The sequence below is a fragment of the Sphingomonas jejuensis genome, from assembly GCF_011927695.1.
GTDB classification, from domain to species: domain Bacteria; phylum Pseudomonadota; class Alphaproteobacteria; order Sphingomonadales; family Sphingomonadaceae; genus Sphingomonas_K; species Sphingomonas_K jejuensis.
This window is the reverse complement of sequence record NZ_JAATJE010000002.1, coordinates 462113-483502: the sequence shown is the minus strand read 5'-3', so window position 1 is coordinate 483502 and position 21390 is coordinate 462113. Positions and strand designations below refer to the sequence as shown.

General features: G+C 67.4%; 20 protein-coding genes. 15 read left to right on the top strand and 5 right to left on the bottom strand.

Features of this window, described 5'->3' with window-relative positions; translation table 11 throughout:
- Positions 1 to 22 precede the first annotated feature (22 nt).
- A complete protein-coding gene (locus GGR88_RS11950) occupies positions 23 to 1705 on the bottom strand; it encodes a chorismate-binding protein (RefSeq protein WP_209023387.1) in 1683 nt (560 codons plus the stop codon).
- Between the two features lie 87 nt (positions 1706 to 1792).
- Between GGR88_RS11950 and GGR88_RS11945 the strand changes: the two genes are divergently transcribed.
- Positions 1793 to 3172, top strand: a complete 1380-nt coding sequence (locus GGR88_RS11945; RefSeq protein WP_167955276.1) for an L-serine ammonia-lyase — start codon at positions 1793 to 1795, stop codon at positions 3170 to 3172.
- Between the two features lie 10 nt (positions 3173 to 3182).
- On the opposite strand, the gene GGR88_RS11940 is transcribed toward GGR88_RS11945, so the two are convergent.
- Positions 3183 to 3593, bottom strand: coding sequence for a hypothetical protein (locus tag GGR88_RS11940; protein WP_167955274.1), 411 nt, complete (start codon positions 3591 to 3593; stop codon positions 3183 to 3185).
- 229 nt (positions 3594 to 3822) lie between these two features.
- Here GGR88_RS11940 and GGR88_RS15390 point away from each other — a divergent pair, with 229 nt between their 5' ends.
- From GGR88_RS15390 to GGR88_RS11875, 14 genes are all read left to right on the top strand, one after another.
- On the top strand, positions 3823 to 4713 hold the full coding sequence (locus GGR88_RS15390; RefSeq protein WP_245196901.1) for a TolB family protein: 891 nt from the start codon (positions 3823 to 3825) through the stop codon (positions 4711 to 4713).
- Between the two features lie 92 nt (positions 4714 to 4805).
- Positions 4806 to 5864, top strand: a complete 1059-nt coding sequence (locus GGR88_RS15385) for an alpha/beta hydrolase family protein (RefSeq protein WP_342449818.1) — start codon at positions 4806 to 4808, stop codon at positions 5862 to 5864.
- Between the two features lie 345 nt (positions 5865 to 6209).
- On the top strand, positions 6210 to 7469 hold the full coding sequence (locus GGR88_RS11930) for an O-antigen ligase family protein (RefSeq protein WP_167955272.1): 1260 nt from the start codon (positions 6210 to 6212) through the stop codon (positions 7467 to 7469).
- A gap of 54 nt (positions 7470 to 7523) precedes the next feature.
- Positions 7524 to 8234 carry a polysaccharide biosynthesis/export family protein gene (locus tag GGR88_RS11925; protein ID WP_167955270.1) on the top strand — a complete coding sequence of 237 codons (711 nt, stop codon included), beginning with the start codon at positions 7524 to 7526 and terminating at the stop codon, positions 8232 to 8234.
- An 11-nt stretch (positions 8235 to 8245) separates the two neighbouring features.
- Positions 8246 to 10477: a GumC family protein gene (locus tag GGR88_RS11920; RefSeq protein ID WP_167955268.1), complete on the top strand. Its 2232-nt coding sequence runs from the start codon at positions 8246 to 8248 to the stop codon at positions 10475 to 10477.
- Positions 10478 to 10584: 107 nt separating this feature from the next.
- On the top strand, positions 10585 to 11712 hold the full coding sequence (locus tag GGR88_RS11915; RefSeq protein WP_167955266.1) for a hypothetical protein: 1128 nt from the start codon (positions 10585 to 10587) through the stop codon (positions 11710 to 11712).
- The gene (locus GGR88_RS11910) at positions 11709 to 12095 is read left to right on the top strand and encodes a hypothetical protein (protein WP_167955264.1); all 387 of its coding nucleotides are present in this window, start codon (positions 11709 to 11711) and stop codon (positions 12093 to 12095) included. Before GGR88_RS11915 ends, GGR88_RS11910 begins: the two co-directional genes overlap by 4 nt.
- 161 nt (positions 12096 to 12256) lie before the next feature.
- Complete coding sequence (locus tag GGR88_RS11905; RefSeq protein ID WP_167955262.1) at positions 12257 to 12682, top strand: hypothetical protein; 426 nt, start codon at positions 12257 to 12259, stop codon at positions 12680 to 12682.
- 643 nt (positions 12683 to 13325) lie between these two features.
- A complete protein-coding gene (locus tag GGR88_RS11900) occupies positions 13326 to 13991 on the top strand; it encodes an MBL fold metallo-hydrolase (protein ID WP_167955260.1) in 666 nt (221 codons plus the stop codon).
- A 173-nt stretch (positions 13992 to 14164) separates the two neighbouring features.
- Complete coding sequence (gene rpmF, locus GGR88_RS11895) at positions 14165 to 14344, top strand: 50S ribosomal protein L32 (protein WP_167955258.1); 180 nt, start codon at positions 14165 to 14167, stop codon at positions 14342 to 14344.
- Between the two features lie 29 nt (positions 14345 to 14373).
- Entirely contained in the window at positions 14374 to 15414 is a 1041-nt protein-coding gene (gene plsX / locus GGR88_RS11890; protein WP_167955256.1) for a phosphate acyltransferase PlsX, read from the top strand.
- Positions 15411 to 16373: a beta-ketoacyl-ACP synthase 3 gene (locus tag GGR88_RS11885; protein WP_167955254.1), complete on the top strand. Its 963-nt coding sequence runs from the start codon at positions 15411 to 15413 to the stop codon at positions 16371 to 16373. Before plsX ends, GGR88_RS11885 begins: the two co-directional genes overlap by 4 nt.
- A gap of 59 nt (positions 16374 to 16432) precedes the next feature.
- Complete coding sequence (locus GGR88_RS11880) at positions 16433 to 16732, top strand: integration host factor subunit alpha (RefSeq protein ID WP_167955252.1); 300 nt, start codon at positions 16433 to 16435, stop codon at positions 16730 to 16732.
- Positions 16733 to 16745: 13 nt separating this feature from the next.
- Positions 16746 to 17120 (top strand): MerR family transcriptional regulator, encoded by a 375-nt coding sequence (locus GGR88_RS11875; RefSeq protein ID WP_167955250.1) that lies wholly within the window; start codon positions 16746 to 16748, stop codon positions 17118 to 17120.
- Positions 17121 to 17123: 3 nt separating this feature from the next.
- On the opposite strand, the gene GGR88_RS11870 is transcribed toward GGR88_RS11875, so the two are convergent.
- From GGR88_RS11870 to GGR88_RS11860, 3 genes are read right to left on the bottom strand one after another with little or no spacing between them, the layout of a single operon-like run.
- Positions 17124 to 17666 (bottom strand): SixA phosphatase family protein, encoded by a 543-nt coding sequence (locus GGR88_RS11870; RefSeq protein ID WP_167955248.1) that lies wholly within the window; start codon positions 17664 to 17666, stop codon positions 17124 to 17126.
- Positions 17663 to 20383: a helicase C-terminal domain-containing protein gene (locus tag GGR88_RS11865; RefSeq protein ID WP_167955246.1), complete on the bottom strand. Its 2721-nt coding sequence runs from the start codon at positions 20381 to 20383 to the stop codon at positions 17663 to 17665. Before GGR88_RS11865 ends, GGR88_RS11870 begins: the two co-directional genes overlap by 4 nt.
- A gap of 46 nt (positions 20384 to 20429) precedes the next feature.
- Positions 20430 to 21323 (bottom strand): bestrophin family protein, encoded by an 894-nt coding sequence (locus tag GGR88_RS11860; RefSeq protein WP_167955244.1) that lies wholly within the window; start codon positions 21321 to 21323, stop codon positions 20430 to 20432.
- Between the last annotated feature and the right edge of the window lie 67 nt (positions 21324 to 21390).

The window sequence follows — 21390 nt, the reverse complement described above, 5'->3', positions numbered from 1 at the left end:
GGATGGTGGTCGGCTGCGGCTGCTATAGCGAAGCGAGCCGCGCTGGCAAAAGTCCGCGCACGGCGTTGCCGATGAGAAAACCCTCGGCCAGATGACCTTCCGTCAGGTCCGCCTCAACCGCGCGACCCTCGTTGATCAGCGCGGTGCGCAGCACGCCCGGCAACAGGCCGCGCGACAAGGGCGGGGTCAGCAGCGTTCCGCCCCGTTCGACGAACAGGTTGGTGAAGCTGCCTTCGGTCAGCAGCCCGTCCGGGCGGCGGAACAGCACCTCGAACGCGCCCGCCGCGCGGCGCGCCGTGTCGTAGAAGGCGCGGTCGCTTGTCTTGTGTCGCAGCCGGATGTCGTGCGGCGCGACAGGCAGCGGCACCACGGGAACGATGACCGGGCCGACCGGCCTGTCGGGGGGCGGCCGCGTCTCCACGCTGATCGCCCCCGATTTGCCGCACAACAACCGCACGGTCGCATCCTGGCGCAGCCGGAAGGTCGCGGCCTGCAGTTCGTTGCGGACGTCGTGACGGTCGAACGGATAGCCGAACAGCCGCGCACTTTGGCGCATGCGCTCGATATGAAGATCGAGCCGCATGAGGCCGTCGTTCGCATCGAACAGCATCGTCTCGATGAGGTCGAACGCCCGATCGGACGCCACGAAGCTGCCTTTGCGAAGACACTCCGCCCATTCCTGGTCGGCGTCGCTGTCCGCGACGACGCCGGAGCCGAGGCCGATCACCGCCCGATCGCCGTCGCCGGCGATGTGCAGCGTGCGGATGGCGACGTTGAGGTCGCAGGCCTGCGCCGACACATGGCCGATCGCGCCGGTGTAGATGCCGCGCGGCACCTGCTCGACCGATCGGAGCCGGGCCATCGCCGCGCGCTTCGGCGCCCCGGTGATCGATCCGCAGGGAAAGGCGGCGGCGATGACATCAACCGGGCCGACGCCGGAGCGCAGCGTTGCCGCGACATCGGACACCATCTGCTGCACCGTTGGATAACGCTCGACAGCGAACAGCCGTGGGACGTGGACGCTGCCGGGTACGGCGACACGCGACAGGTCGTTGCGCATCAGGTCCACGATCATCAGGTTTTCGGCGCGCTGCTTCTCGTCGCCCGCCAGCAGCTCGGGCGCGGCATCGGGCGGCGCCGTGCCCTTCATCGGGCGCGCCCGGACGCTGTCGCCCTCGACCGCCACGAACAGTTCGGGCGACAGCGACAACAGCCAGTCGTCGCCGGTGAACAGGAGCGCGCCGTGCGCCATGCGCTGACGCGCGCGCAGGCCCGCATAGAGCGCGGCGGGATGACCGGCGACGGGGACGTCGGCCGGAAAGCTGAGGTTCGCCTGATAGATCTCGCCCGCGCGGATCGCCTCCGCCACCTCCGCGAAGCGGGCGGCATAGGTGGCCCTGTCGATCCGCGGCACGGGCGTGCCGGCCCAGGCGCCCGCCGGATCCGGCAGCCATTCTGCGGCATCGACCGGCTCCCACGCATCGAACAGGCCGAACCAGGCGAGCGGCAGGCCGGTCGACGTGGCGCCTTCCTCCATGGCTTCGTAGGAGAGGAAGCCGGCGGCGTGCCGCGTCTCGCCCCTAAGCCGGTCGAGCAGCGCCGCGACCTCCTCCGCGGAGCGCGCGACCAGCACGTCGCGCGGCGCCCGGAACAGTCGGGCGCGCCCGCCACGGGCATCGTCGAGCAGCACGAAAGGCGCGTCCATGCAGCGATCCCTAGGCCGCGCCGCCGCGCCACGCTAGAGCGCGGCCAGCCGGGCGGACTGCGATGATCCGGCAAGGAGAGATCGCCGGTGGTCGCCAGCACATTCGACCTGTTCAAGATCGGGGTCGGCCCGTCCAGTTCGCACACCATGGGGCCGATGACCGCCGCCGCGGACTTCGTCGACCGGTTGATCGCTGAGGATCTGCTGGACCGCGTGGCGCGGGTGGAGGCCCGGCTCTACGGATCGCTGGCGCTGACCGGCAAGGGACATGCCAGCGACCGGGCCGTGCTGCTCGGCCTGTCCGGGCAGCGGCCGGCGTCGATCGATCCCGACGACGCCGACCAGATCGTCGGGCGGATCAGGGCCACCGGAGAGCTGGTGCTGGGCGGGGTCCGGACGATCCGCCATGCCGAGGCGACCGACCTGCTCTTCCTCCAAAAGGAACGGCTCGACTTCCATTCCAACGCGATGCGCTTCACCGCGTTCGACGAGGCCGGTGCCGTGCTTCTGGTGCGGACCGCCTACTCCATCGGGGGTGGTGCCGTCCTCGACGAAGAGGATGTCGGGCGCAACATGGCGCCCGAGGGCGGATGGGACGTGCCGTTCGCCTTTTCCTCCGGCGATGCGCTGCTGGGCATCGCTGCAGCCACGGGCCAAAGCTTTGCCGCCATCATGCGCGCGAACGAGGAAGCGGCGATGGCGCCGGATGAGGTTTCCGCCCGCCTGCGCGAGATCGCCGAGGCCATGTCCGCCTGCATCGACCGCGGCGTGCGGGAAGGCGGCATCCTGCCCGGCGGGCTGGGGGTTCGGCGTCGCGCGCCCGGCGTGCTGCGCACGCTGATCGAACGGCAGGAACGCGCGCTCGCCGACCCGCTGACGGTGATCGACTGGGTGAACCTGTGGGCGCTGGCCGTGAACGAGGAGAATGCCGCCGGGGGCCGGGTCGTCACGGCGCCCACCAACGGGGCGGCCGGCATCGTGCCGGCGGTGCTGCGCTACTACCAGCGCTTCGCGCCAGGCGCGAACGAGGCGGGCGTCGAGACCTTCCTGCTGACGGCGGCGGCGATCGGCTCGCTGTTCAAGGAGAACGCGTCGATCTCCGGCGCGGAGGTCGGCTGCCAGGGCGAAGTCGGCGTCGCCTGCTCGATGGCGGCGGCGGGGCTGGCGGCCGCACTCGGCGGAACGCCGGGGCAGGTCGAGAATGCGGCGGAGATCGGCATGGAGCATAATCTCGGCCTCACCTGCGATCCCGTCGCCGGGCTCGTCCAGGTTCCCTGCATCGAGCGGAATGCCGTGGGATCGATCAAGGCGATCGAGGCGGCCCGGCTCGCGCTGCTTGGCGACGGCACGCACCGCGTCAGTCTGGATCAGGTGATCGAAACGATGCGCCGCACCGGGCTCGACATGTCCGCGAAGTACAAGGAGACCGCGCTGGGCGGCCTGGCCGTCAACGTTGTGGAATGCTGAGCAGGCAGGCTCAGTTCGCCACCGCAGCGGCCGCCTGAGCCTGGCAGGCGGCGAGGCGGACGGCGTCGCCGGATTGCCGCGCCTGCTCCGCTGCCGCCGCGCCCTGCTGATCCTCGGCGGAGAGCTGCGCCGCTGTGCCGGCGGCCAGGTTTGCGACTTGCCCGGCCATGCCAAGGCCCGGAACGAACGCCAGCGCACCGGACGATCCGACGGCACGGAGCAGCCCGCCGAGCCCGCGACGACGCCGGGGCGCGGATGGTGGTGCCTGGTTGCTTTGGAGCGGGCAGGCCGCGGCGCCATCCGCTGTTCCGCCGACAGCGCCAGCAGGTGCCGGCTCTGCGCCCTCAGCGCTCTGGGCCAACAACATGGTCGGCGTGGCGGAGAGAACCGCCGCGGCGAGTATTATCGATCGAAGACGCATTCGACGGCTCCCTGGATTAAAGTTGCGTTGAGAAGGGACGGCGTTGGCGGGTTCGGTTCGCTCGCCGTTGCAAAGGCGCTATCGCTCCCCTGAGGCGTCCGCAGCATGCTTCCGATGGAGGGATGGTGCGGCTCGACGGCTGCCGTCGGCCCCGACCGGCGGCGTTGCCTGTCGATCAAGCGCAGCTTGCCGGGCGTCCGGACCCGGACTAGCCTTCGCCAGCTGGTTGATGGGGAGCACGGGCATGCGGGTGGCGGGATCGTTCGGAATGCTGGTGCTGTTGACCGGTGCCGCGTGGGCGCAGGCGCCGCAGGGCAGCGCGCCCGCGCCCGCACCCGCAGCGGCCAGCGCGGCGGCGGCAGTCGTGCCCCGGCCGGCCGCCCTCGTCTCCGACGGCGTTCCCGAGGTGCCGCAGGCGCTCGCCACCGCCACCCGGCCCTACATGGAGTTCCGCACCGCCGGCTTCTCCGGCTGGGATCGCAACGACCGGTCGATGCTGATCGCAACGCGCTTCGGCGACACCGCCCAGCTCCACAAGGTGCGCGCGCCCGGTGCCGACCGCCGGCAGATCAGCTTCGAGGCGGAGCCGATTGCCGGGGGCAGCTATGCGCGCCGCACGGGCGACGTGCTGGTGGTGGCGATGGATGTCGGCGGCAGCGAGTTCGACCAGCTCTACACGCTCAAGGACGGGCGGCTGACGCTGCTGACCGACGGGCAGAGCCGCAACAACCTGAATGCCTGGACGCAGGACGGCCGGCAGGTCGCCTTCACCTCCAACAAGCGGAACGGGACGGACAGCGACATCTACATGATGGATCCGCGCGATCCGTCGACGACGCGGCTGGTGGCCGAGGTGTCCGGCGGCGGCTGGGGCGTGGCGGACTTCTCGCCCGACGGGCGCACCGCGATCGTCGGCGAATACAAGTCCTTACCCGGTCGCGCCTCCATGCGCTCGATGTCGCCAGTGGCCGGATGCGGCCGATCACACCCGACGAGGAGATCGCCTGGGGCGGGGCGCGCTATGCGCCCGACGGCACGGTGTGGACGGTCAGCGACCAGGGATCGGACTTCCAGCGGCTGGGCACGCTGGACGTGGCCACCGGTCGCTTCACCCCCGTGAGCCGGGAGGAGCGCTGGGACGTCGACAGCTTCGACATCTCGGAAGACGGCCGGCGGCTCGTCTACATCGTCAACGAGGCCGGCGCGTCCAAGATGCGGATCATGGACCTGGCCGACCGGAACCGGGCCGTGCGCGACGTGCCGCTGCCGGCGGGCGTGATCGGCGGCGCGGAGTTCGCGCCATGGGGCACGATCGGCTTCACCCTGTCGTCTGCGACCTCGCCGTCCGACGCCTATTCGGTGGATCCCGAGACGCTGCAGGTGACCCGGTGGACGGAGAGCGAGACGGGCGGCCTTGATGCCACCCGCAATGTCGAGCCGGAGCTGGTGGAGGTGCGCAGCTTCGACGGGGAGCCGGTCTCCGGCTTCCTCTACCGCCCGGATGCGGCGCGCTTTCCGGGGCGGCGCCCGCTCATCGTCAACATCCATGGCGGACCCGAAGGGCAGAGCCGGCCGGGTTTTCTTGGCCGCAGCAATTACCTGCTGAACGAACTGGGCATCGCGATCTTCTACCCGAACGTCCGCGGGTCGACCGGATACGGCAAGCGCTTCGTCGCGCTCGACAACGGACCGTTCCGCCGCGAGGACTCGGTCAAGGACATCGGCGCCTTTCTCGACCGGCTCGGCGGCGACCCCGCCATCGACCCGACCCGCATCGCGGTGACGGGCGGCTCATACGGTGGCTACATGTGCTATGCCTCGGCGATCCGGTACGGCGACCGTTTGCGCGGCGCGAACTGCATCGTCGCGATCTCCGACTTCAACACGTTCCTGGAGAACACGCAGAGCTATCGCCGTGACCTTCGCCGGGTGGAATATGGCGACGAGCGGGTGCCCGAGCAGCGCGCCAAGCTTGCCGAGATCAGCCCGCTGACTCGCGTTTCCGAGCTGCGCGTGCCGCTGATGGTGGTGACGGGCGCGAACGACCCGCGCGTTCCTGCGTCGGAGGCGGACCAGATCGTCCAGGCGGTCCGCCGCAACGGCGGCCAGGCCTGGCACCTGCTTGGCCAGAACGAAGGCCATGGCTTCGCCCGCAAGGAGAACCAGGATTACCAGTTCTGGACCTCGCTGATCTTCTGGCAGACCAATCTGCTGGGAACCGCGAACCCAGACATGCACGTCGCGCCCGGGGCGTCGCCGACTGCGGAATAGTTGACAGCCGGCATTCGCGAGAGTGACGGCTGGTTGCCGATCGGTGGTCGTTTGCTTGCGCCGTCCAGTGATCAGGCCGGCATTAAGCCTTCGTGCCGTGCGGGCAGCAGCGACAGTGTGGAGCGCGTTGCAAATCCTTCCGAGGGCAGAGGGTCGGAGTCGATGAACCGTTGGGACGGTTCGTCCAGATCGGCGGTTCCGTTTTCGGCGGCGACGCCTTAATGCGACCACATGCCAGACCATAGACGCGGCACGCTCCTGCGGCGGCCCGGAGCCTCGTTCCTCATCCTCGCCACTTTGTTTGCGGTGCTCTGGATGGCGGGCGGCGCGTCACGGGCGGACGCGATGGGCCAAGCGATCACACGATGTGCGGCGTTCCTGGCGATCGTCGCCACGGCTTTCCTCGCTCCGCGCCCGATCAGGCTAGACGATACCCGTCCCGCCATCTTCATTCTGGCCGCCGCGCTCCTGCTGTTGATCGTCCAGCTGGTGCCGCTTCCGCCCGGTCTGTGGCAGAGCCTGCCGGGCCGCGAGCTTTTCGCTCAGGCGGACGTTCTCCCGGCAGATATATGGCGCCCATTGGCGATCGTACCGGACGGCGCCGTCAACGCTGCCGCCTCGCTTGTTGTGCCCGCCGCGGTCCTAATCCTGTTGGCCTGGATGCCGGCTGAGGATCGCGCGCTTGTTCCGCTGATGGTGTTGGTCGTCATCCTGATGTCGATGCTTCTTGGCGTCGTTCAGTTCTCTGGGATCGATTTTGACAATCCGCTCATCAACGATGGAAACGGTCAGGTAAGCGGTAGCTTGGCCAACCGAAATCATTTCGCATTGTTTCTGGCGATCGGGTGCGTTGTTGCGCCGGTGTGGGCGTTTGGCGGCCAAACGCGGGCGCGATGGCGAGGCGCAGCCGCACTCGGTATGATCCTGGTCTTGGTCTTGATGATCCTTGCCAGCGGGTCTCGAGCGGGCCTCCTTCTCGGAGTGGTCGGCGTCGTTCTCGGCCTGCTCATCGTTCGCCGCCGACTGCGCGACGACCTGCGCCGCGCACCCAAATGGGCGTTTCCGGCTCTGCTGGTCGCGATTGGAGCCCTGATCATCTCGCTTGTGTTCGTTTCCCTCTCCGCCGGTCGCGCGGACGCGATCGATCGTGCTCTGTCGATCGACGCCAGCGACGACCTGCGAGCACGCGGACTCCCGACCGTCATCGACGCTCTTTGGATCTACTTTCCTGCCGGTTCCGGGTTTGGAAGTTTCGACCCGGTTTTCCGTATCCGCGAGCCTCTGGAGCTTCTCCAGACCCTGTACCTTAATCATGCGCATAATGATTTTCTGGAGGTCGCTCTCGAAGGCGGCCTGGCGGGCATGGTGCTGCTTCTGGTCGCGCTGGGGTGGTGGCTGCTGGCCAGTGTGCGGGCATGGCGTGCGGGAGGGCGGTCGGAGCATGCGACCGCGAAACTGGGGTCTTCGGTGCTGCTCCTCATCTTCCTTGCCAGCCTGGTCGATTACCCGGCGCGCACTCCGATGATCATGGCGATCGTCGCGATTGCAGCGGTGTGGCTGAACGGAGGCTCGAGCCGGTCGGGCCGCCCAGCTTTACCCGCGTGAAGGCAGCCCCTATAGGCGGCAAGATTTTTCCTGACCGGCGGAACCAAGCGGCGCATGCTGAAACTTTCCCTTGTTTTTCTTGCGGCTGCGGCGCTTTCCGGCTGCGCGGGGCGCGAGCCGATAACCTCGACACCGCGGCTGACGGTTGTGGACGGCGCTGCTGTTTTGCCGCCGCCTAACCGGCAGGATCTGCTGGCCGCGGATCGTCCGGCACTGATTGGTCCGCTCGACACGATCCAGGTCGATGTCTTTAACGTTCCGGACCTCAGCCGCGAAATGCAGGTGGACGCGAGTGGCCGCATCGCGATGCCGCTCGCAGGCACGATCGATGCGAACGGCCTGACGGCTGGCGAGCTAGCCCTGCGCGTCGAAGAGGCACTGCGCGCTCGCTTCGTGCGGGATCCTCAGGTGATCGTGAACATCCGGAGCTCCGTCAGCCAGGTTGTGACCATCGATGGTCAGGTGACCGAACCGGGGCTCTATCCTGTGACCAACCAGATGACGCTGATGCGCGTCATCGCCTCCGCGCGGGGGTTCTCCGAATTTGCAAGGCAGGACGATGTGGTGATCCTGCGGAGCGTGGAGGGGCGTCGTATGGCCGGCCTTTACAACGTCGCCGCCATTCGCCGCGGCGCCTACGATGACCCGCCCGTCTACGCCAATGATGTCATCGTGGTCGGCGACTCTCCCCAGCGCCGCCTCTTCCGAGACCTCGTGGCTGTTTCGCCGGTTCTTGCGGCGCCTCTCATCGCGTTCCTGCAGTAGGGCAGTTTTCTATGAACCTCGTGACCCCGAATTTGCGCGGGAACTTCAATCCAGCGAACCAGGATCCTGCGGGTGCGAAGCGGATTTCGGCTGTTCAAGCCGAAGAGATCCCGCTGATCCGGCAATATCTTCGGATTGCGATGCGGTGGCGCTACGTCATCGTAGCCGCATTGGCGGCTTGCGTTGTCGCGGGCTTGATAATCACATTGCTTATGACGCCGAAGTACACGGCGGTCAGCACGATTGAGATTTCGCGAGAGGCTAGTCAGGTCACGAACTTTGAGGGAGTGGAGCGCGAAACCGGCATCGCCGATCAAGAGTTCTATCAAACACAATATGGATTGCTGCGATCGCGCGCTTTGTCTGAGCGCGTGGCCGTTCAGCTAAGGCTGATCGATGATCCGGATTTTTTCCAGATGTTCGGAGTCACGTCAGACACTCCTGCATTTGAGCTAAGTAATGGACGTTACGCTGCTGCGGGGCGGGCGGAACGACAGCGTGCGGCGGGTGAGATCCTTCGTGAAAATCTAAGCATCTCTCCGACACGACTTTCCCGTTTGGTCGACATCGGCTTCACCAGTCCGGATGCCGCCTTTTCCGCCCGAGTTGCAAACGCTTGGTCGGAAAACTTCATCCAGACTAATCTTGAACGAAAGGTGCAAGCCACCTCTTACGGGCGCAACTTGCTAGAGCGGCAACTCGCGCAACAAAAGGAGCTGCTAGACGAAAGTCAGCGCCAGCTTGTCACCTATGCGTCGCAGCAGGAGATCATAAACTTACCTGCACAGTCCTCGGGTGAAGGCTCGTCTACTGAGCGGTCGATCGTTGCCGACGATCTTGCCTCTTTGAATGCTGCGCTCGGAGAGGCAACTGCGGATCGCATCGCGGCGGAAGCGCGCTTCCGCGAGGGCGGGCGCCGAGCTTCGGCTGAGGCCCTCCGAAATCAGGCCATCAATGCGCTCCGTCAGCGACGTGCAGAATACGCGGCAGACTATCAACGGTTAATGACGCAATTCGAACCGGGCTATCCGGCGGCACGGCAAATCCAATCGCAGATCGAGCAGCTCGACCGCAGCATCGCCGCTGAGGAACGGCGCGTGTCTGGTTCGTTGCAGGGCGACTATCGCAGCGCTCTTCAGCGTGAGCGTGGATTGCGGAACCGCGTGGAAAGCTTGAAGGCCGACTATTTGGATCTTCGCCGCCGGTCCATCCAGTACAACATCTTCCAACAGGAAGTTGATACCAATCGCACCCTCTACGAAGGCTTGCTGCAGCGCTACAGGGAGATCGGGATTGCTGGAGGTGTAGGCGTCAACAACGTTTCGATCGTCGATCAGGCCGACGTTCCGCAAAGGCCCTCCAGTCCGCGCCTGCTTCTCAACCTCGCCATCGCAATCCTTGCGGGTCTTGGACTCGGTGCGGGGCTGGCGTTTGCGCTCGAGCAGATCGATGAGGCGATTGCCGATCCTGCCGAGGTCGAGCGACGCCTGGGACTTCCACTGCTTGGAACGGTGCCCAAGGTCGAGGGGCAGACTCCGCGCGACGCTCTGCTGGATCGGAAATCCGAACTCGTCGATGCGTACTTGGCCGTTCAGACCAATCTCGCCTTCACGACTGAACACGGGGTGCCGAGGTCCTTCGCGGTCACGTCGACCCGTCCGGCGGAAGGCAAGTCGACCACCTCCCTGTCGCTCGCCACGACCCTGTCGCGCGCTGGGCGAAAGGTCATCCTGGTGGATGGCGACATGCGGTCACCGTCCGTCCATCACCTGGGAAATGTGGGGCACGAGCGAGGCTTGAGCAACTTCCTGGCTGGTGAAGACTCGATCGAGGGGCTGACCTTCCCGATGACCGATCTGGGCTTCACTGCCATGTCAGCGGGCCCGATCCCGCCGAATGCCGCCGAGCTTCTGACCGGCAATCGCCTGCAATTGCTGATTACTCGGCTGCTCGAGACGTATGACAATGTCGTCATCGATAGCCCTCCTGTGCTCGGACTGGCTGACGCTCCGCTGATCGCGAGCCGCGTTGAAGGTGTGATCTATGCGGTCGAGTCGCACGGTATCCGATCGAGCCTCGTGAAGACGGCTCTAGGTCGACTGGCCAGTGCCAACGCCTACGTCATCGGCGGCGTGCTGACGAAGTTCGAGCCGAAGAAGGCTCACTTCGGCTATGGGTATGATTACGGCTATGGTTACGGCCGTGACGCGGCAGCCGATGCCAAGAAGGCCGCGCGCACCTGATGTCTAGGCAGCGGGGGCGGCGGGCCGGGACAAGTCGTCGCTCGCCGGCGGAGTGGGCGCTGCGATCGGCCCTGGCTCTGGCGACCTTCTGGTTGTGCTATGTGTCGGTGACGCAGTCGCTGGCCTTGGCGATACGATCCCGGCTTCCGGATACGGCCTATGCTCTGGCTCCCTGGGACGCGAGGGTTGAGGCAAGCTTCGCAGCCGAACTCGCCGACAGCGGCGCGCCAAGCAGCCGTGACCAAGCTGATCGCCTCGCCGCGGCGGCATTGCTGCGTGACCCGACGGCTGTCGCCGCTGTATCGGTCAGAGGCGTCATAGCCGCGCTCGACAAAGATGAAGCGGAAGCGAGATCCTACTTCTCCTTCTCTGATCGACTCTCGAGGCGAGACTTGCGGACTCGCCTTTGGTTGATCGAAGATGCCGTTGGACGGGGAGACCTGGCGGCGGCCTTGAGTCATTATGATGTCGCTCTCAGGACATCTCGACAGGCGCCGGAGCTGCTCTTCCCTGTTCTAAGTACCGCAATCGCTGATCCGCGGATCCAAGAATACCTATCCCGTACTTTGTCACAGCGGCCGAATTGGTTGGATTCGTTCGTCGAGAGTGTTTCTTACACGGGCGACCCGGTCGACGTCGCCGCCTTTTATGGTCGGCTTGCCCGCGCAGGTGTCGCGATACCACCTTCTGTGAGGGCCGGCCTCGTGGACCGCCTGGTCTCCGCCGGAGCGCTCGATGCGAGTTGGACGTTATATCGACGGTACAATGCGGCAGCGAACAAGCGGTTCTCGCGAGATCCCCGTTTCACGACAAGGTTGGAACGGCCCTCCGGGTTTGACTGGGTGCCTGTGCAGCAGGACGGGGCATTCGCGTCGATCCAAGCTGAAGAAGATGGCGGTTTCGTCAGTTTCTCCGCACCCGCGGCGGTCGGCGGCCCTGTTCTGTCGCAACGGCAGCTGCTGCCTCCAGGCCGCTATTCGCTCTCGGGACGAAGCGCAGAGATCGACCAGCAACTGACTGCCCGTCCATATTGGCTCATCACTTGCGCGGACGGGCGCGAGCTCGGGCGCGTGGTGATGACGAACTCCCCAGACAGTGAGGCGCGTTTCAACGGCCGCTTTGTCGTTCCAGCAGATTGTCCCATGCAGACTCTTGCGCTCATTACGAGAGCGTCAACTCAGGTGGGCGGTACAACGGGCCGCATTTTGGAGGCGCAGATCCGACCGGCGCCATGAAAAGCAATCTCAGTCTCTCCGCGTATAGCAGAACAATGTGCCTGCGCCTGTTCTACTTGCTTCTCGCTTCGATCGCCGCGTCGAGCCTTGCCGAAGCGCAGACGGTCGATCAACCAGATCAGGAAACTGGCCCGTCGCCAGTTCTCACCCGAAACCCGAGCAGTGTGGCCGGAGAAGCCGGCTTACGACAAAATCCCGAGGATCTGTCCGAGGCGTTGCGGATTGAGCCGATGAAGCGCATCGAAGCGCGAATCCAAAACCGTTTGGAGAACCGCATCCGCAACCGGGTGGATAGGAACTATGATTCGCGCAGCAACGTGACGGATCCGTTCGAAGAAGCCTCAGACCGGCAACGCGCCGCGAGAACGCCGCAACAGCGCTAAGCTGCCGCCTCCGAATTGCATCCCGATCAGGCAAGCGTCATCCGCAAGCTTGTGCGCCACGGCTCTAGATGCTTGATCCGTAGCTCAGTGGCGAAGACAGACCTGCGGATCGGGCGCTTCTAGGCCGGCTCCATGGTTCCGCCATCGTAATGAGGCCCGTAATGCACCGCTCTGTCTCGTATATGCTTGTGGCATCGGCTTCCCTTGCATCCTGTTCGCCACCGCCGTCAGGCGAGCAGCCAGCCGATCGCGCGCCCGCAAAGATCTTCAGTGCGCAGGATCGGGCAACAGCACAGAAGCTGTCTCTCAGCAGCGCTAGCGCGCCTCAGGCCGGCACGGCGCAGGATCAGGCCCTGGCATGCGAGTTCGGCCTCGACGCGCTCGGAACGCGCCTCCGATCGAGCGGGCTGCTGTCCGCCGAGCAAGAGCGGGTCTACGCGCAAGCGCAGGCCCTCTATCGGCGCCGCGCGACCGAAGGCCTGTCCCCTGATGAAGCTGCCGTAGCACGTCAGAACTATGAAACCGCCCAACCCGACACGAATGCCCGAGCACGGATTGGCCTGAGCTGCCTCCGACAGCTCATCTGAAGCGTTGACTTGATCCCTCGCTTCCTATCGGCGGGGTCGTGGGCAGCGCGTGCTTCCACCTGACCTTCTGGCAGACGGATTTCGGCCTGCGTTCAACACCGACTGCCCATCTTTGCCTCTTAGTTGGAGAAGCCAGATAACTGCGTCGGTCCCCTCTTCGCCGGAGGAGCTTGGCTCTGGCTGGCAGATCCCGGCCCTCTACCATCGTCTGATCTTGTGGATCGGGGATGGCACCGGCCTCCCGGATGCCATTCTGCACATCCATGCCGGGCTCGCGATCCTATTGCTTGTCCGGCTCGTCAGCCGGCGATCGCTCGGAAGTTTCTTCCCATTCTGGTGGGTTCTCGCCGCGGAACTCGGCAACGAGTTCATGGACTATCTTGTCTATGGGCTTCGATGGGCAGACACGCTCGCTGACATAGGAAACACCCTGTTCTGGCCGCTGGTGATCAGCCTGGGCGTTCGTTGGCGCCCCATGTTGTCTCGGGATCACAGCCAGCCTTCGGATCGATGAACAGCAACAGGCGCCGTGCTCACCTGTCCAAATCTCGAACGTTGCTGATACGCCTTACTCGATCCAGGCCGACTGCGCGGATCGTCTGTCTCACTTGCGTCGGGGCGCCGGACCGCGCAGGTCGGGGGCATGACCACACAGCCGCCTCTTCGCGCCGCGATCATTCCGGTGACGCCGCTCCAGCAGAACTGCTCGCTCATCTGGTGCACGGCGACGATGCGGGCGGCGCTGGTCGATCCGGGCGGCGACCGGCCGCGCATCCGTGAGGCGGTGACGCAGGCGGGAGTGTCGGTCGAGAAGATCCTGCTGACCCACGGCCATATCGATCATTGCGGGGAAGCCGGCCTGCTCGCCGCCGAGCTGGGCGTGCCGATCGAGGGTCCGCACGAGGCGGACCGGTTCTGGATCGCGCGGCTGGGCGAGGACGGCCGCGCCTATGGCATGCCCGATGCCGCGCCGTTCGAGCCGAATCGCTGGCTAAAGGGCGGCGACAGCGTCACCGTCGGCGATCTGACGCTGGACGTTTATTTCACCCCGGGACACACGCCGGGGCACGTCACATTCCACCATCCGGCATCCGCGCTGGCGCTGGTGGGGGATGTGCTGTTCGCCGGTTCCGTCGGCCGAACCGACTTTCCCCTGTCGGATCACCAGGCGCTGATCCGGTCGGTGACCGAGGTGCTGTGGCCGCTGGGCGACGACACCGTATTTATCCCCGGCCATGGCCCCACATCCACCTTCGGGCACGAACGGCGCACCAACGGTTTCGTGGCGGATCATGTGCTTGCCGGGTAGCATGAGGCGAACTGCAGGCGGTCGCGGGTGACGCGCGCTTGCAACCTGATCGGGAATCGCTATAGGCGGCGGCTCGCTTGCGAACGGCCGCCCCAGGTCCGCGGCCCTTGGTGCCGTGTTCCTTACCGGCACCGGTCGCCGAACACATCATCTGGATTGGAACGGGTGCCGCCATGGCAGTGCCGAAGAGAAAAACGTCACCCTCGAAGCGCAACATGCGCCGCAGCCACGACGCGCTCGCGCCGCAGGCGTTTCAGGAGTGCCCGAATTGCGGCGAACTGAAGCGTCCGCACAACCTGTGCACCGCTTGCGGCCATTATAACGGCCGTGAGATCGTCTCGGTCGAGGCCTGACGACCGCTTCACCTGAAGGACCGGTGGCGGTGAGCACAACGTCGCGGATCGCGATCGATGCGATGGGCGGCGACGGCGGGTTGCCGGTGATGATCGGCGGCGCGGCCGCGGCGCTCGCGGCCGATCCGACCCTGCGCTTACTTCTGATCGGTGACGAGGCCGGCATCCATGCCGAGCTTCAGCGGCATGCCGCGCTTGCGGCCGCAGCCGACGTGCGTCACGCGCCGGAGACGATCGCGTCGACCGAAAAGCCGACGCTTGCCATTCGCCGCGCCAAGACGACGTCGATGGGGCTGGTGATCAGCGCCGTGAAGTCGCGCGAGGCGGCGGCGGCGGTGTCGGCGGGCAACACGGGTGCGCTGATGGCGATGGCGAAGCTGTCGCTGCGCACCATGAAGGGGATCGCCCGCCCGGCACTGGCGGCGACGCTGCCCACCCTTGGCGACAATGACCTCGTCATGCTCGATCTCGGCGCGAACACCGAGTGCGATGCCGATAACCTGGTGCAGTTCGCCGTCATGGGCGCCGCCTATTCCCGCATCGTGCTGGGCGTGGATACGCCGCGCGTGCGGCTGCTCAACATCGGCGTCGAGGAGCTGAAGGGAACCGACGAGGTGCGCGAGGCAGCCGACACGCTGCGCGCGTCGCCACACCTTCCGCTGCGGTTCGAAGGGTTCATCGAGGCCGACCGGCTCGGCCGGGGCGAGGCCGACGTGATCGTGTCGGACGGCTTTACCGGCAACATCGCGCTGAAGTCGGTTGAGGGCACCGCCCGGTTCATCACCGACCTGCTGCGCCGCGCCTTCACCAGCTCGTTCCGGTCGAAAGCCGGTTTCCTGCTGTCACGGCCGGCCTTTCACATGCTGAAGACGCACCTCGATCCGAACAACCACAATGGCGCGGTTTTCCTGGGCCTGAACGGCATCATCGTGAAGAGCCACGGCGGTGCCGACATCGGCGGCGTGGCCAATGCGATCTCGGTCGCGGCGAAGCTGGCGCGCGACGGCATCACCGAGCGGATCACCGCCGACCTGGGTGCGATCGGCCACGGCGAGGGCCTGGCCAAGTGACGCGGCGGGCCGCCATCACCGGGACGGGCGCGGCCCTGCCCGTGCGCCGAGTTGCCAATGCCGAGCTTGCAGAGCAGGTCGACACCTCCGACGAGTGGATCGTCGAGCGGACCGGCATCCGCTTCCGCCACATCGCGGGTGACGGCGAAACCACGGCGACGCTGGCGACCGATGCGTCGCGCCGCGCGCTGGAGGCGGCGGGCATCGACGCGTCGGAGGTCGGCCTGATCGTGCTGGCGACGGCGACCCCCGACCAGACATTCCCGTCGACGGCGACGATCGTCCAGGAAAAGCTCGGCATCGCCGACTGCGTCGCGTTCGATGTCGCGGCGGTCTGTTCCGGCTTCCTCTACGCGCTGTCCGTCGCGGAAAGCATGATCCGCGCGGGCACCGCCGACACGGCGCTGGTGATCGGCGCCGAGACCTTCAGCCGGATCCTGGATTGGGAGGACCGCACCACCTGCGTGCTGTTCGGCGACGGCGCGGGCGCGGTGGTGCTGCAGGCGACTGATCAGGCCGACCGCGGCATCCTTGCCACGCGCCTTCATGCCGATGGTCGGCACAACGGCCTGCTTTATGTCGACGGCGGGCCGTCCACGACGGGCACGGTCGGCAAGCTGCGCATGAAGGGCCGGGAGGTGTTCCGCCACGCGGTGGTGAACCTGGCCGCCGTGATGCAGGAAGCCTTGGCGGTCGCCGGGCATGACAGCAGCGAGGTCGACTGGGTCGTCCCGCACCAGGCGAACGCCCGAATCCTGGACGCCACCGCCCGCAAGCTGGGGCTCGATCCCGAGCGGGTCGTGACCACGGTCGACATCCACGCGAACACCTCGGCGGCGTCCGTGCCGCTGGCGCTCGACGTGGCCGTGCGCGATGGGCGCATCAAGCCGGGGCAGCTGCTGGTGCTCGAGGCGATGGGCGGCGGATTCACATGGGGCGCTGCCGTCGTGCGCTTGTGAGCAGAGCGGCCAGGCTGCTATGATATGGTCGTTTTACACTAGGTTCTGGGGGGAAGATCATGGCTGACGTCGCGACGCTCACGCGGGCGGAGCTTGCCGAGTCGCTGCACCGCGAGGTCGGGCTGTCGCGTGCCGAGTCGGCGTCCATGGTCGAGCAGATCCTGGCCAAGCTGTGCGGGGCCCTCTCGGACGGCGAGAATGTGAAGATCTCCGGCTTCGGGAGCTTCATCCTGCGCGACAAGGGCGAGCGGGTCGGCCGCAATCCGAAGACGGGGGTGGAGGTGCCGATCGCGCCGCGCCGCGTCCTGACCTTCCGCGCCAGCCAGATGCTGCGCGACCGCATCACCAACCAGGGCTGAGGCCGGCGCGCGGATGACGGACGATCGCCAGGGCGAGAAGGGTGAGGACGCGTTCCTCACCATCGGCGAGCTGGCGGATCGGCTGGGCGTCGCCCACCATGTCCTTCGCTACTGGGAAACGCGCTTCCCGCAGCTGCGCCCGCTGCAGCGCTCCGGCCGGCGCCGTTATTACCGGCCGGCGGACGTGGCCCTGGCCACCCGCATCAACACGCTCCTGAACCGCGAAGGCTATACGGTGAAGGGGGTGCAGCAGCTGCTGTCCGGTACCGCGACGCCGGCGCCTTCGGCCGAAAGTCCGGCGGAGGACGCGGGCGCGAACGACGCCCTCTTGACCGACCTGAAGCGGATCCGCGATCGGCTGGCCGCAGCACTTCAGGCGGACGGCTGAGCCTCAGCCGCGGTCGGGGCCCAGTGCAGGGTCCAGATCGCGGGGGCGGATGAAGCGCTCGAGCTTGCCCGCACCGGGCTTCGCCGCAGTCCAGCTGTCGATGGCGAGCGCCAGCACGGCCACGCTGGCGGTCGGGAACTTCTCTTCCACGTCGTCGCGCAGCCGGTCGTCCGGGTGATCGGGCACCAGCGTCAGCACCAGGTCCTCCAGGCCCGGATTGTGACCGACCAAGAGCAGGCGATCGACCGAGTCCTCGGTCTGCTGGACCCTGTCGAGCAACCCGTCCACCGTCGCCAGGTAGAGCCCCGTGTCGAAGGTGACGTCCGGCGTCGTGCCGTAGCCGAGCCAGAGCTGCGCCAGCGTCTCCCGCACCCGAACGGCGGACGATGCGACAACCTGATCGAAGGTCAGCCCATCCTCCCGCAGGCGGCGGCCAACGGTACGGGCCGCGCGTTCGCCCTTGCCGTTCAGAGGACGGTCGAAATCGCGCGCAATGCCGTCGTCCCAGCCGGACTTTGCATGGCGGAGGAGGATCAGCGTCTTCATCGGGGCTCCACCGGCGCGGGCGTCGATCCCCCTTGCACCATGTCGGGCGGCGGCGAAAGGCGCTGACGAACCCGCTCCGCCGCCTCGTCGAGCGTCACGCGGCTGACCGGGGTGTCGGCGGGGAACGCCGTCAGCAGGCGGGACGGCATCGCCGGCGACAGGATCACGAAGGTGCCGCGATCGTCGGCGCGCCGGATCAGCCGTCCAAAGGCTTGCGCCAGCCGCGCGCGGATGAGGCGGTCGTCATAAGCGGCGGCATCACCGCTCGCTGCGCGTCGCGCGGCATGAAGGACGCTGGGCCGTGACCAGGGCACCGCCTCCATCACCACCTGGCGCAGCGAATGACCGGGCACGTCCACGCCGTCGCGCAGCGCATCGGTGCCGAGCAGGCTGGCGCGCGAATCGTCGCGGAAGATGTCGACAAGCGTCCCCGTGTCGATCGGATCGACATGCTGGGCGTAGAGCGGGAGGCCGTCGCGAGCGAGCCGGTCCGCGATCCGAGCGTGGACGGAGCGCAGCCGGCGGATGGCGGTGAACAGGCCGAGGGTTCCGCCGCCGGCCGCGACGATCAGGCGCGCATAGGCGCCGGCGAGCGCGGCCAGGTCGCCGCGCTTCACGTCGGTGACGATCAGCACTTCCGCCTGCGCGGCATAGTCGAACGGGCTGGGCGCCTCGAACAGCGTCGGCGGAGCGGGCAGGTGCAGCGATCCGCTGCGCGCTTCGGCCGCCTGCCAGCCATCGCCGCCGCCGCGGAGCGTGGCGGAGGTGACCAGCACGCCGTGCGCGGGCTTCAGCACCAGCTCGGCAAGCGGGCGGGTCGGGTCCAGCCAGTGGCGATGGAGACCGACATCGAGGTCGCGTGCATCGATGCGCGCAACGGCCAGCCAGTCCACGAAGTCGGGGTCGGCCGGGCCGCCGACCCGCGCCAGCAGGGCTGTCCAAGCCGCAAGTGTCGCGGTGCGCCAGCCGAGAGCCGAGACCGCCCCCTCGATCCGGGCGCGCGCCGGCGTGTCGATCCAGTCGGGTCCCTCCTCCAGCAGCGCCTCCAGCCGCTGCGCAAGCTGAAGAAGCGGCTGATGGAGCGCCCCCAGCGCGGCCGCGGCCGGTCCCGCGGCATCGACCAACCCGGCCGGCAGCTGGGCAAGCTCCGTTTCCAGACCATAGCCGGCATCCTCGCCTTCGGCCCGGGCGTAAACGGTGCCCCGCACCTCCGCGAGGAGCGTTTCGAGCGGACCGAACGGCTGGGCCTCGATCAATCGCCCGAGCCAGCCGTCGGCCGGCAGCAGACCCGCCGCCTCGATCGCGCGGGCAATCGCATCGCCGCCGATCTCATCCTGCGACGCGACGTCGAGCAGGCGGGCGGACAGGCCCCGCCGCCGGCCGCGCGACCGCCCTTCCGGTCCCACCACCCAGCGCCTAAGCTCGATCAGCTCCGCACCGGTCAGCGCGGCGGCGAAGGTCGAATCGGCCGCCTCGAACAGATGATGTCCTTCGTCGAACACCAGCCGCGTGGGACCGCCCGCATCACGGCCGCGGGCCGCGTTGACCAGCACCAGGGCGTGGTTGGCGACCACGATGCTGGCGTCCGCGCTGGCCCGCACCGCGCGCTCCACGAAGCAGCGGCGATAGTGCGGGCAGCCGGCAAACACGCACTCGCCCCGGCGGTCGGTGAGCGCGGTGGACCCGTTCCTGCGGAACAGCGACGGCAACCAGCCCGGCAGGTCGCCGCCCACCATGTCGCCGTCGCGCGAATATGCGGCCCAGCGCGCCACCAGCTGCGCGAGCACGGCCGCCCGGCCGGCAAAGCCGCCCTGCATCGCATCCTCCAGGTTCAGGAGGCAGAGATAGTTCTCGCGACCCTTGCGGATCACCATGCGCCGCCGCCTTGCCGCCGGATCGGGAAACAGCCGTTCCCCTTCGCGGTCAAGCTGACGCTGCAGCGCCTTGGTATAGGTAGACACCCACACGGCACCGCCCGCCCGCTCCGCCCACAGGCTGGCAGGCGCGAGATAGCCGAGCGTCTTGCCGATGCCCGTGCCTGCCTCCGCCAGCACGAGGCGTGGCGTGTCGACGCGAGCCCGCGGGGCGAATGCCTGGGCGGCGGCGGCGGCATAATCCCGTTGCCCGGCGCGCTGTTCGGCCTGGCCGCCGGTCAGGCGGGCCAGCCGCCCGATCGTTTCTTCGGGTTCGATGGCGATCGGGCGCGGCGGATCGCGGGGCTGCCCTTCCTCCCATTCCGGCAGGCGCTGGAAGAGGCCGCGCTCCGGCCGCTCCGGCCGGTTGAGCGACACGCCCACGGCCGGCGCCCAGGGCCACCGCGCGCGGGTGAGCGCCTGCACACTGTCCCAGGCGCCGTGCCGTTCCGCCCAGTCGGCGTCGCGCATCCGCTCCACCAGCGCCGCCGCTGCGGCGATCAGCAGCGCCGGAACGCCGGCTTCGTCCGCGGGCGGCTGCAGGCCGAGCGCGCGCGCGATGCCTGCGGGCGTCGGCACGGCGAAGCGGGCGGGGTGCACGAAGGCGAACAGCTCAAGCAGATCGAGCCCGGACAGATCTGGATAGCCGAGCCTGTCGCCGGTGAGCGGCGCGTTCAAAAGAATGGTCGGCGTTTCCGCGGTAAGGCCCACGGCCGTTCCGCGCTCAACGGCGCGGGCCGGCTCACCCGGACGCGCGATCCAGATGCCGGCATGGCTGGCATGAAGGGCAGGGTAGGGAAGCACCGCGGCAGGGTTTAGCGCGGCAGCGCCCGAACGGAAAGTGAACGTGCTACCAGAGCACGCCGTCTGTGGGCTGCAGCGGTTCCGGGGCGGGATCGCCCAGCGCCTCGAGCAGGTCGATCTCGATCGTGCGGCACATGGCGGTCATCGGGACGTCGTGGATCGTGTCGGCGAACGGATCCACCAGGTCCTCGCCGATCTGCAGGACGGCCAGGAACATCAGCCCGGCGATGGTGGACCCGATCGGCGTCGCGATGCCCAGCGTCTCGACGAGCCCGATCGGAAGCAGCACGCAGAACAGCCGGGTGAAGAAGGTCGGGAAGAAACGGTACTGGTTCGGCAGGGGCGTGTTCTTCAACCGCTCCATGCCGCCCTGCGCGTTGGCGATGTCGACCAGGATGCGTTCAAGCTGCGTCTGCTGGATCGTGTCGATCCATCCTTTGCGCATGGCATGCTCGATCCGCCCGGCTGTGCCGTCGAGAAGACCGTTGGCCGGGTTGCGGCGCCCCAGGGGCTCGGCCGCCTCGTCGTCCGACAGGAAGCGGCGCACCTCGGCCGAGGGGTCCTGCCGGCGGAGCTGGCACCGCAGCGCGTGCACATAGGCGATCTGGCGCAGTGTGATGGACCGGCGCAGGTCCAGCACCTCCTGACCATCCTCTTCCGCCAAAAAGGCGCCCGCACCCCGCGCCACGTTGCGCGACGCGTTGATCATCGATCCCCACAGGATCCGGCCTTCCCACCAGCGCTGATAGGCGCTGTTGTCGCGGAAGCCCAAGAACAGCGCCAACGCCGTGCCGAACAGCGTGAGCGGCAGCGACGGCGCTGTGAACGGGAAGACGAAATAGGTCACCGTCACGAGGACGTCCCAGATGCCGAGCGCGAGCAGCGGCTTCCAGACATCAAGGACGATCCGCTTTAGCCGCGGCGACGGGGTCACGATCATCGCCGCAAGACGCAGAAGCGGCCTACTTTGTTGCATGGCAACACGCGGCGTTGCGCGCCGCGCCCAC

What these genes read in the sequence shown, in the direction of transcription:
- GGR88_RS11910 (WP_167955264.1), top strand. Translation starts at nt 11,709, where the DNA reads ATGAAAAGCAATCTCAGTCTCTCCGCGTATAGCAGAACAATGTGCCTG.
- GGR88_RS11930 (WP_167955272.1), top strand. Translation starts at nt 6,210, where the DNA reads ATGGGCCAAGCGATCACACGATGTGCGGCGTTCCTGGCGATCGTCGCC.
- GGR88_RS15390 (WP_245196901.1), top strand. Translation starts at nt 3,823, where the DNA reads ATGGGGAGCACGGGCATGCGGGTGGCGGGATCGTTCGGAATGCTGGTG.
- GGR88_RS11875 (WP_167955250.1), top strand. Translation starts at nt 16,746, where the DNA reads ATGACGGACGATCGCCAGGGCGAGAAGGGTGAGGACGCGTTCCTCACC.
- GGR88_RS11950 (WP_209023387.1), bottom strand. Translation starts at nt 1,705, where the DNA reads ATGGACGCGCCTTTCGTGCTGCTCGACGATGCCCGTGGCGGGCGCGCC.
- GGR88_RS15385 (WP_342449818.1), top strand. Translation starts at nt 4,806, where the DNA reads ATGCGGATCATGGACCTGGCCGACCGGAACCGGGCCGTGCGCGACGTG.
- rpmF (WP_167955258.1), top strand. Translation starts at nt 14,165, where the DNA reads ATGGCAGTGCCGAAGAGAAAAACGTCACCCTCGAAGCGCAACATGCGC.
- GGR88_RS11900 (WP_167955260.1), top strand. Translation starts at nt 13,326, where the DNA reads ATGACCACACAGCCGCCTCTTCGCGCCGCGATCATTCCGGTGACGCCG.
- GGR88_RS11925 (WP_167955270.1), top strand. Translation starts at nt 7,524, where the DNA reads ATGCTGAAACTTTCCCTTGTTTTTCTTGCGGCTGCGGCGCTTTCCGGC.
- GGR88_RS11870 (WP_167955248.1), bottom strand. Translation starts at nt 17,666, where the DNA reads ATGAAGACGCTGATCCTCCTCCGCCATGCAAAGTCCGGCTGGGACGAC.
- GGR88_RS11940 (WP_167955274.1), bottom strand. Translation starts at nt 3,593, where the DNA reads ATGCGTCTTCGATCGATAATACTCGCCGCGGCGGTTCTCTCCGCCACG.
- GGR88_RS11860 (WP_167955244.1), bottom strand. Translation starts at nt 21,323, where the DNA reads ATGATCGTGACCCCGTCGCCGCGGCTAAAGCGGATCGTCCTTGATGTC.
- GGR88_RS11920 (WP_167955268.1), top strand. Translation starts at nt 8,246, where the DNA reads ATGAACCTCGTGACCCCGAATTTGCGCGGGAACTTCAATCCAGCGAAC.
- GGR88_RS11905 (WP_167955262.1), top strand. Translation starts at nt 12,257, where the DNA reads ATGCACCGCTCTGTCTCGTATATGCTTGTGGCATCGGCTTCCCTTGCA.
- GGR88_RS11880 (WP_167955252.1), top strand. Translation starts at nt 16,433, where the DNA reads ATGGCTGACGTCGCGACGCTCACGCGGGCGGAGCTTGCCGAGTCGCTG.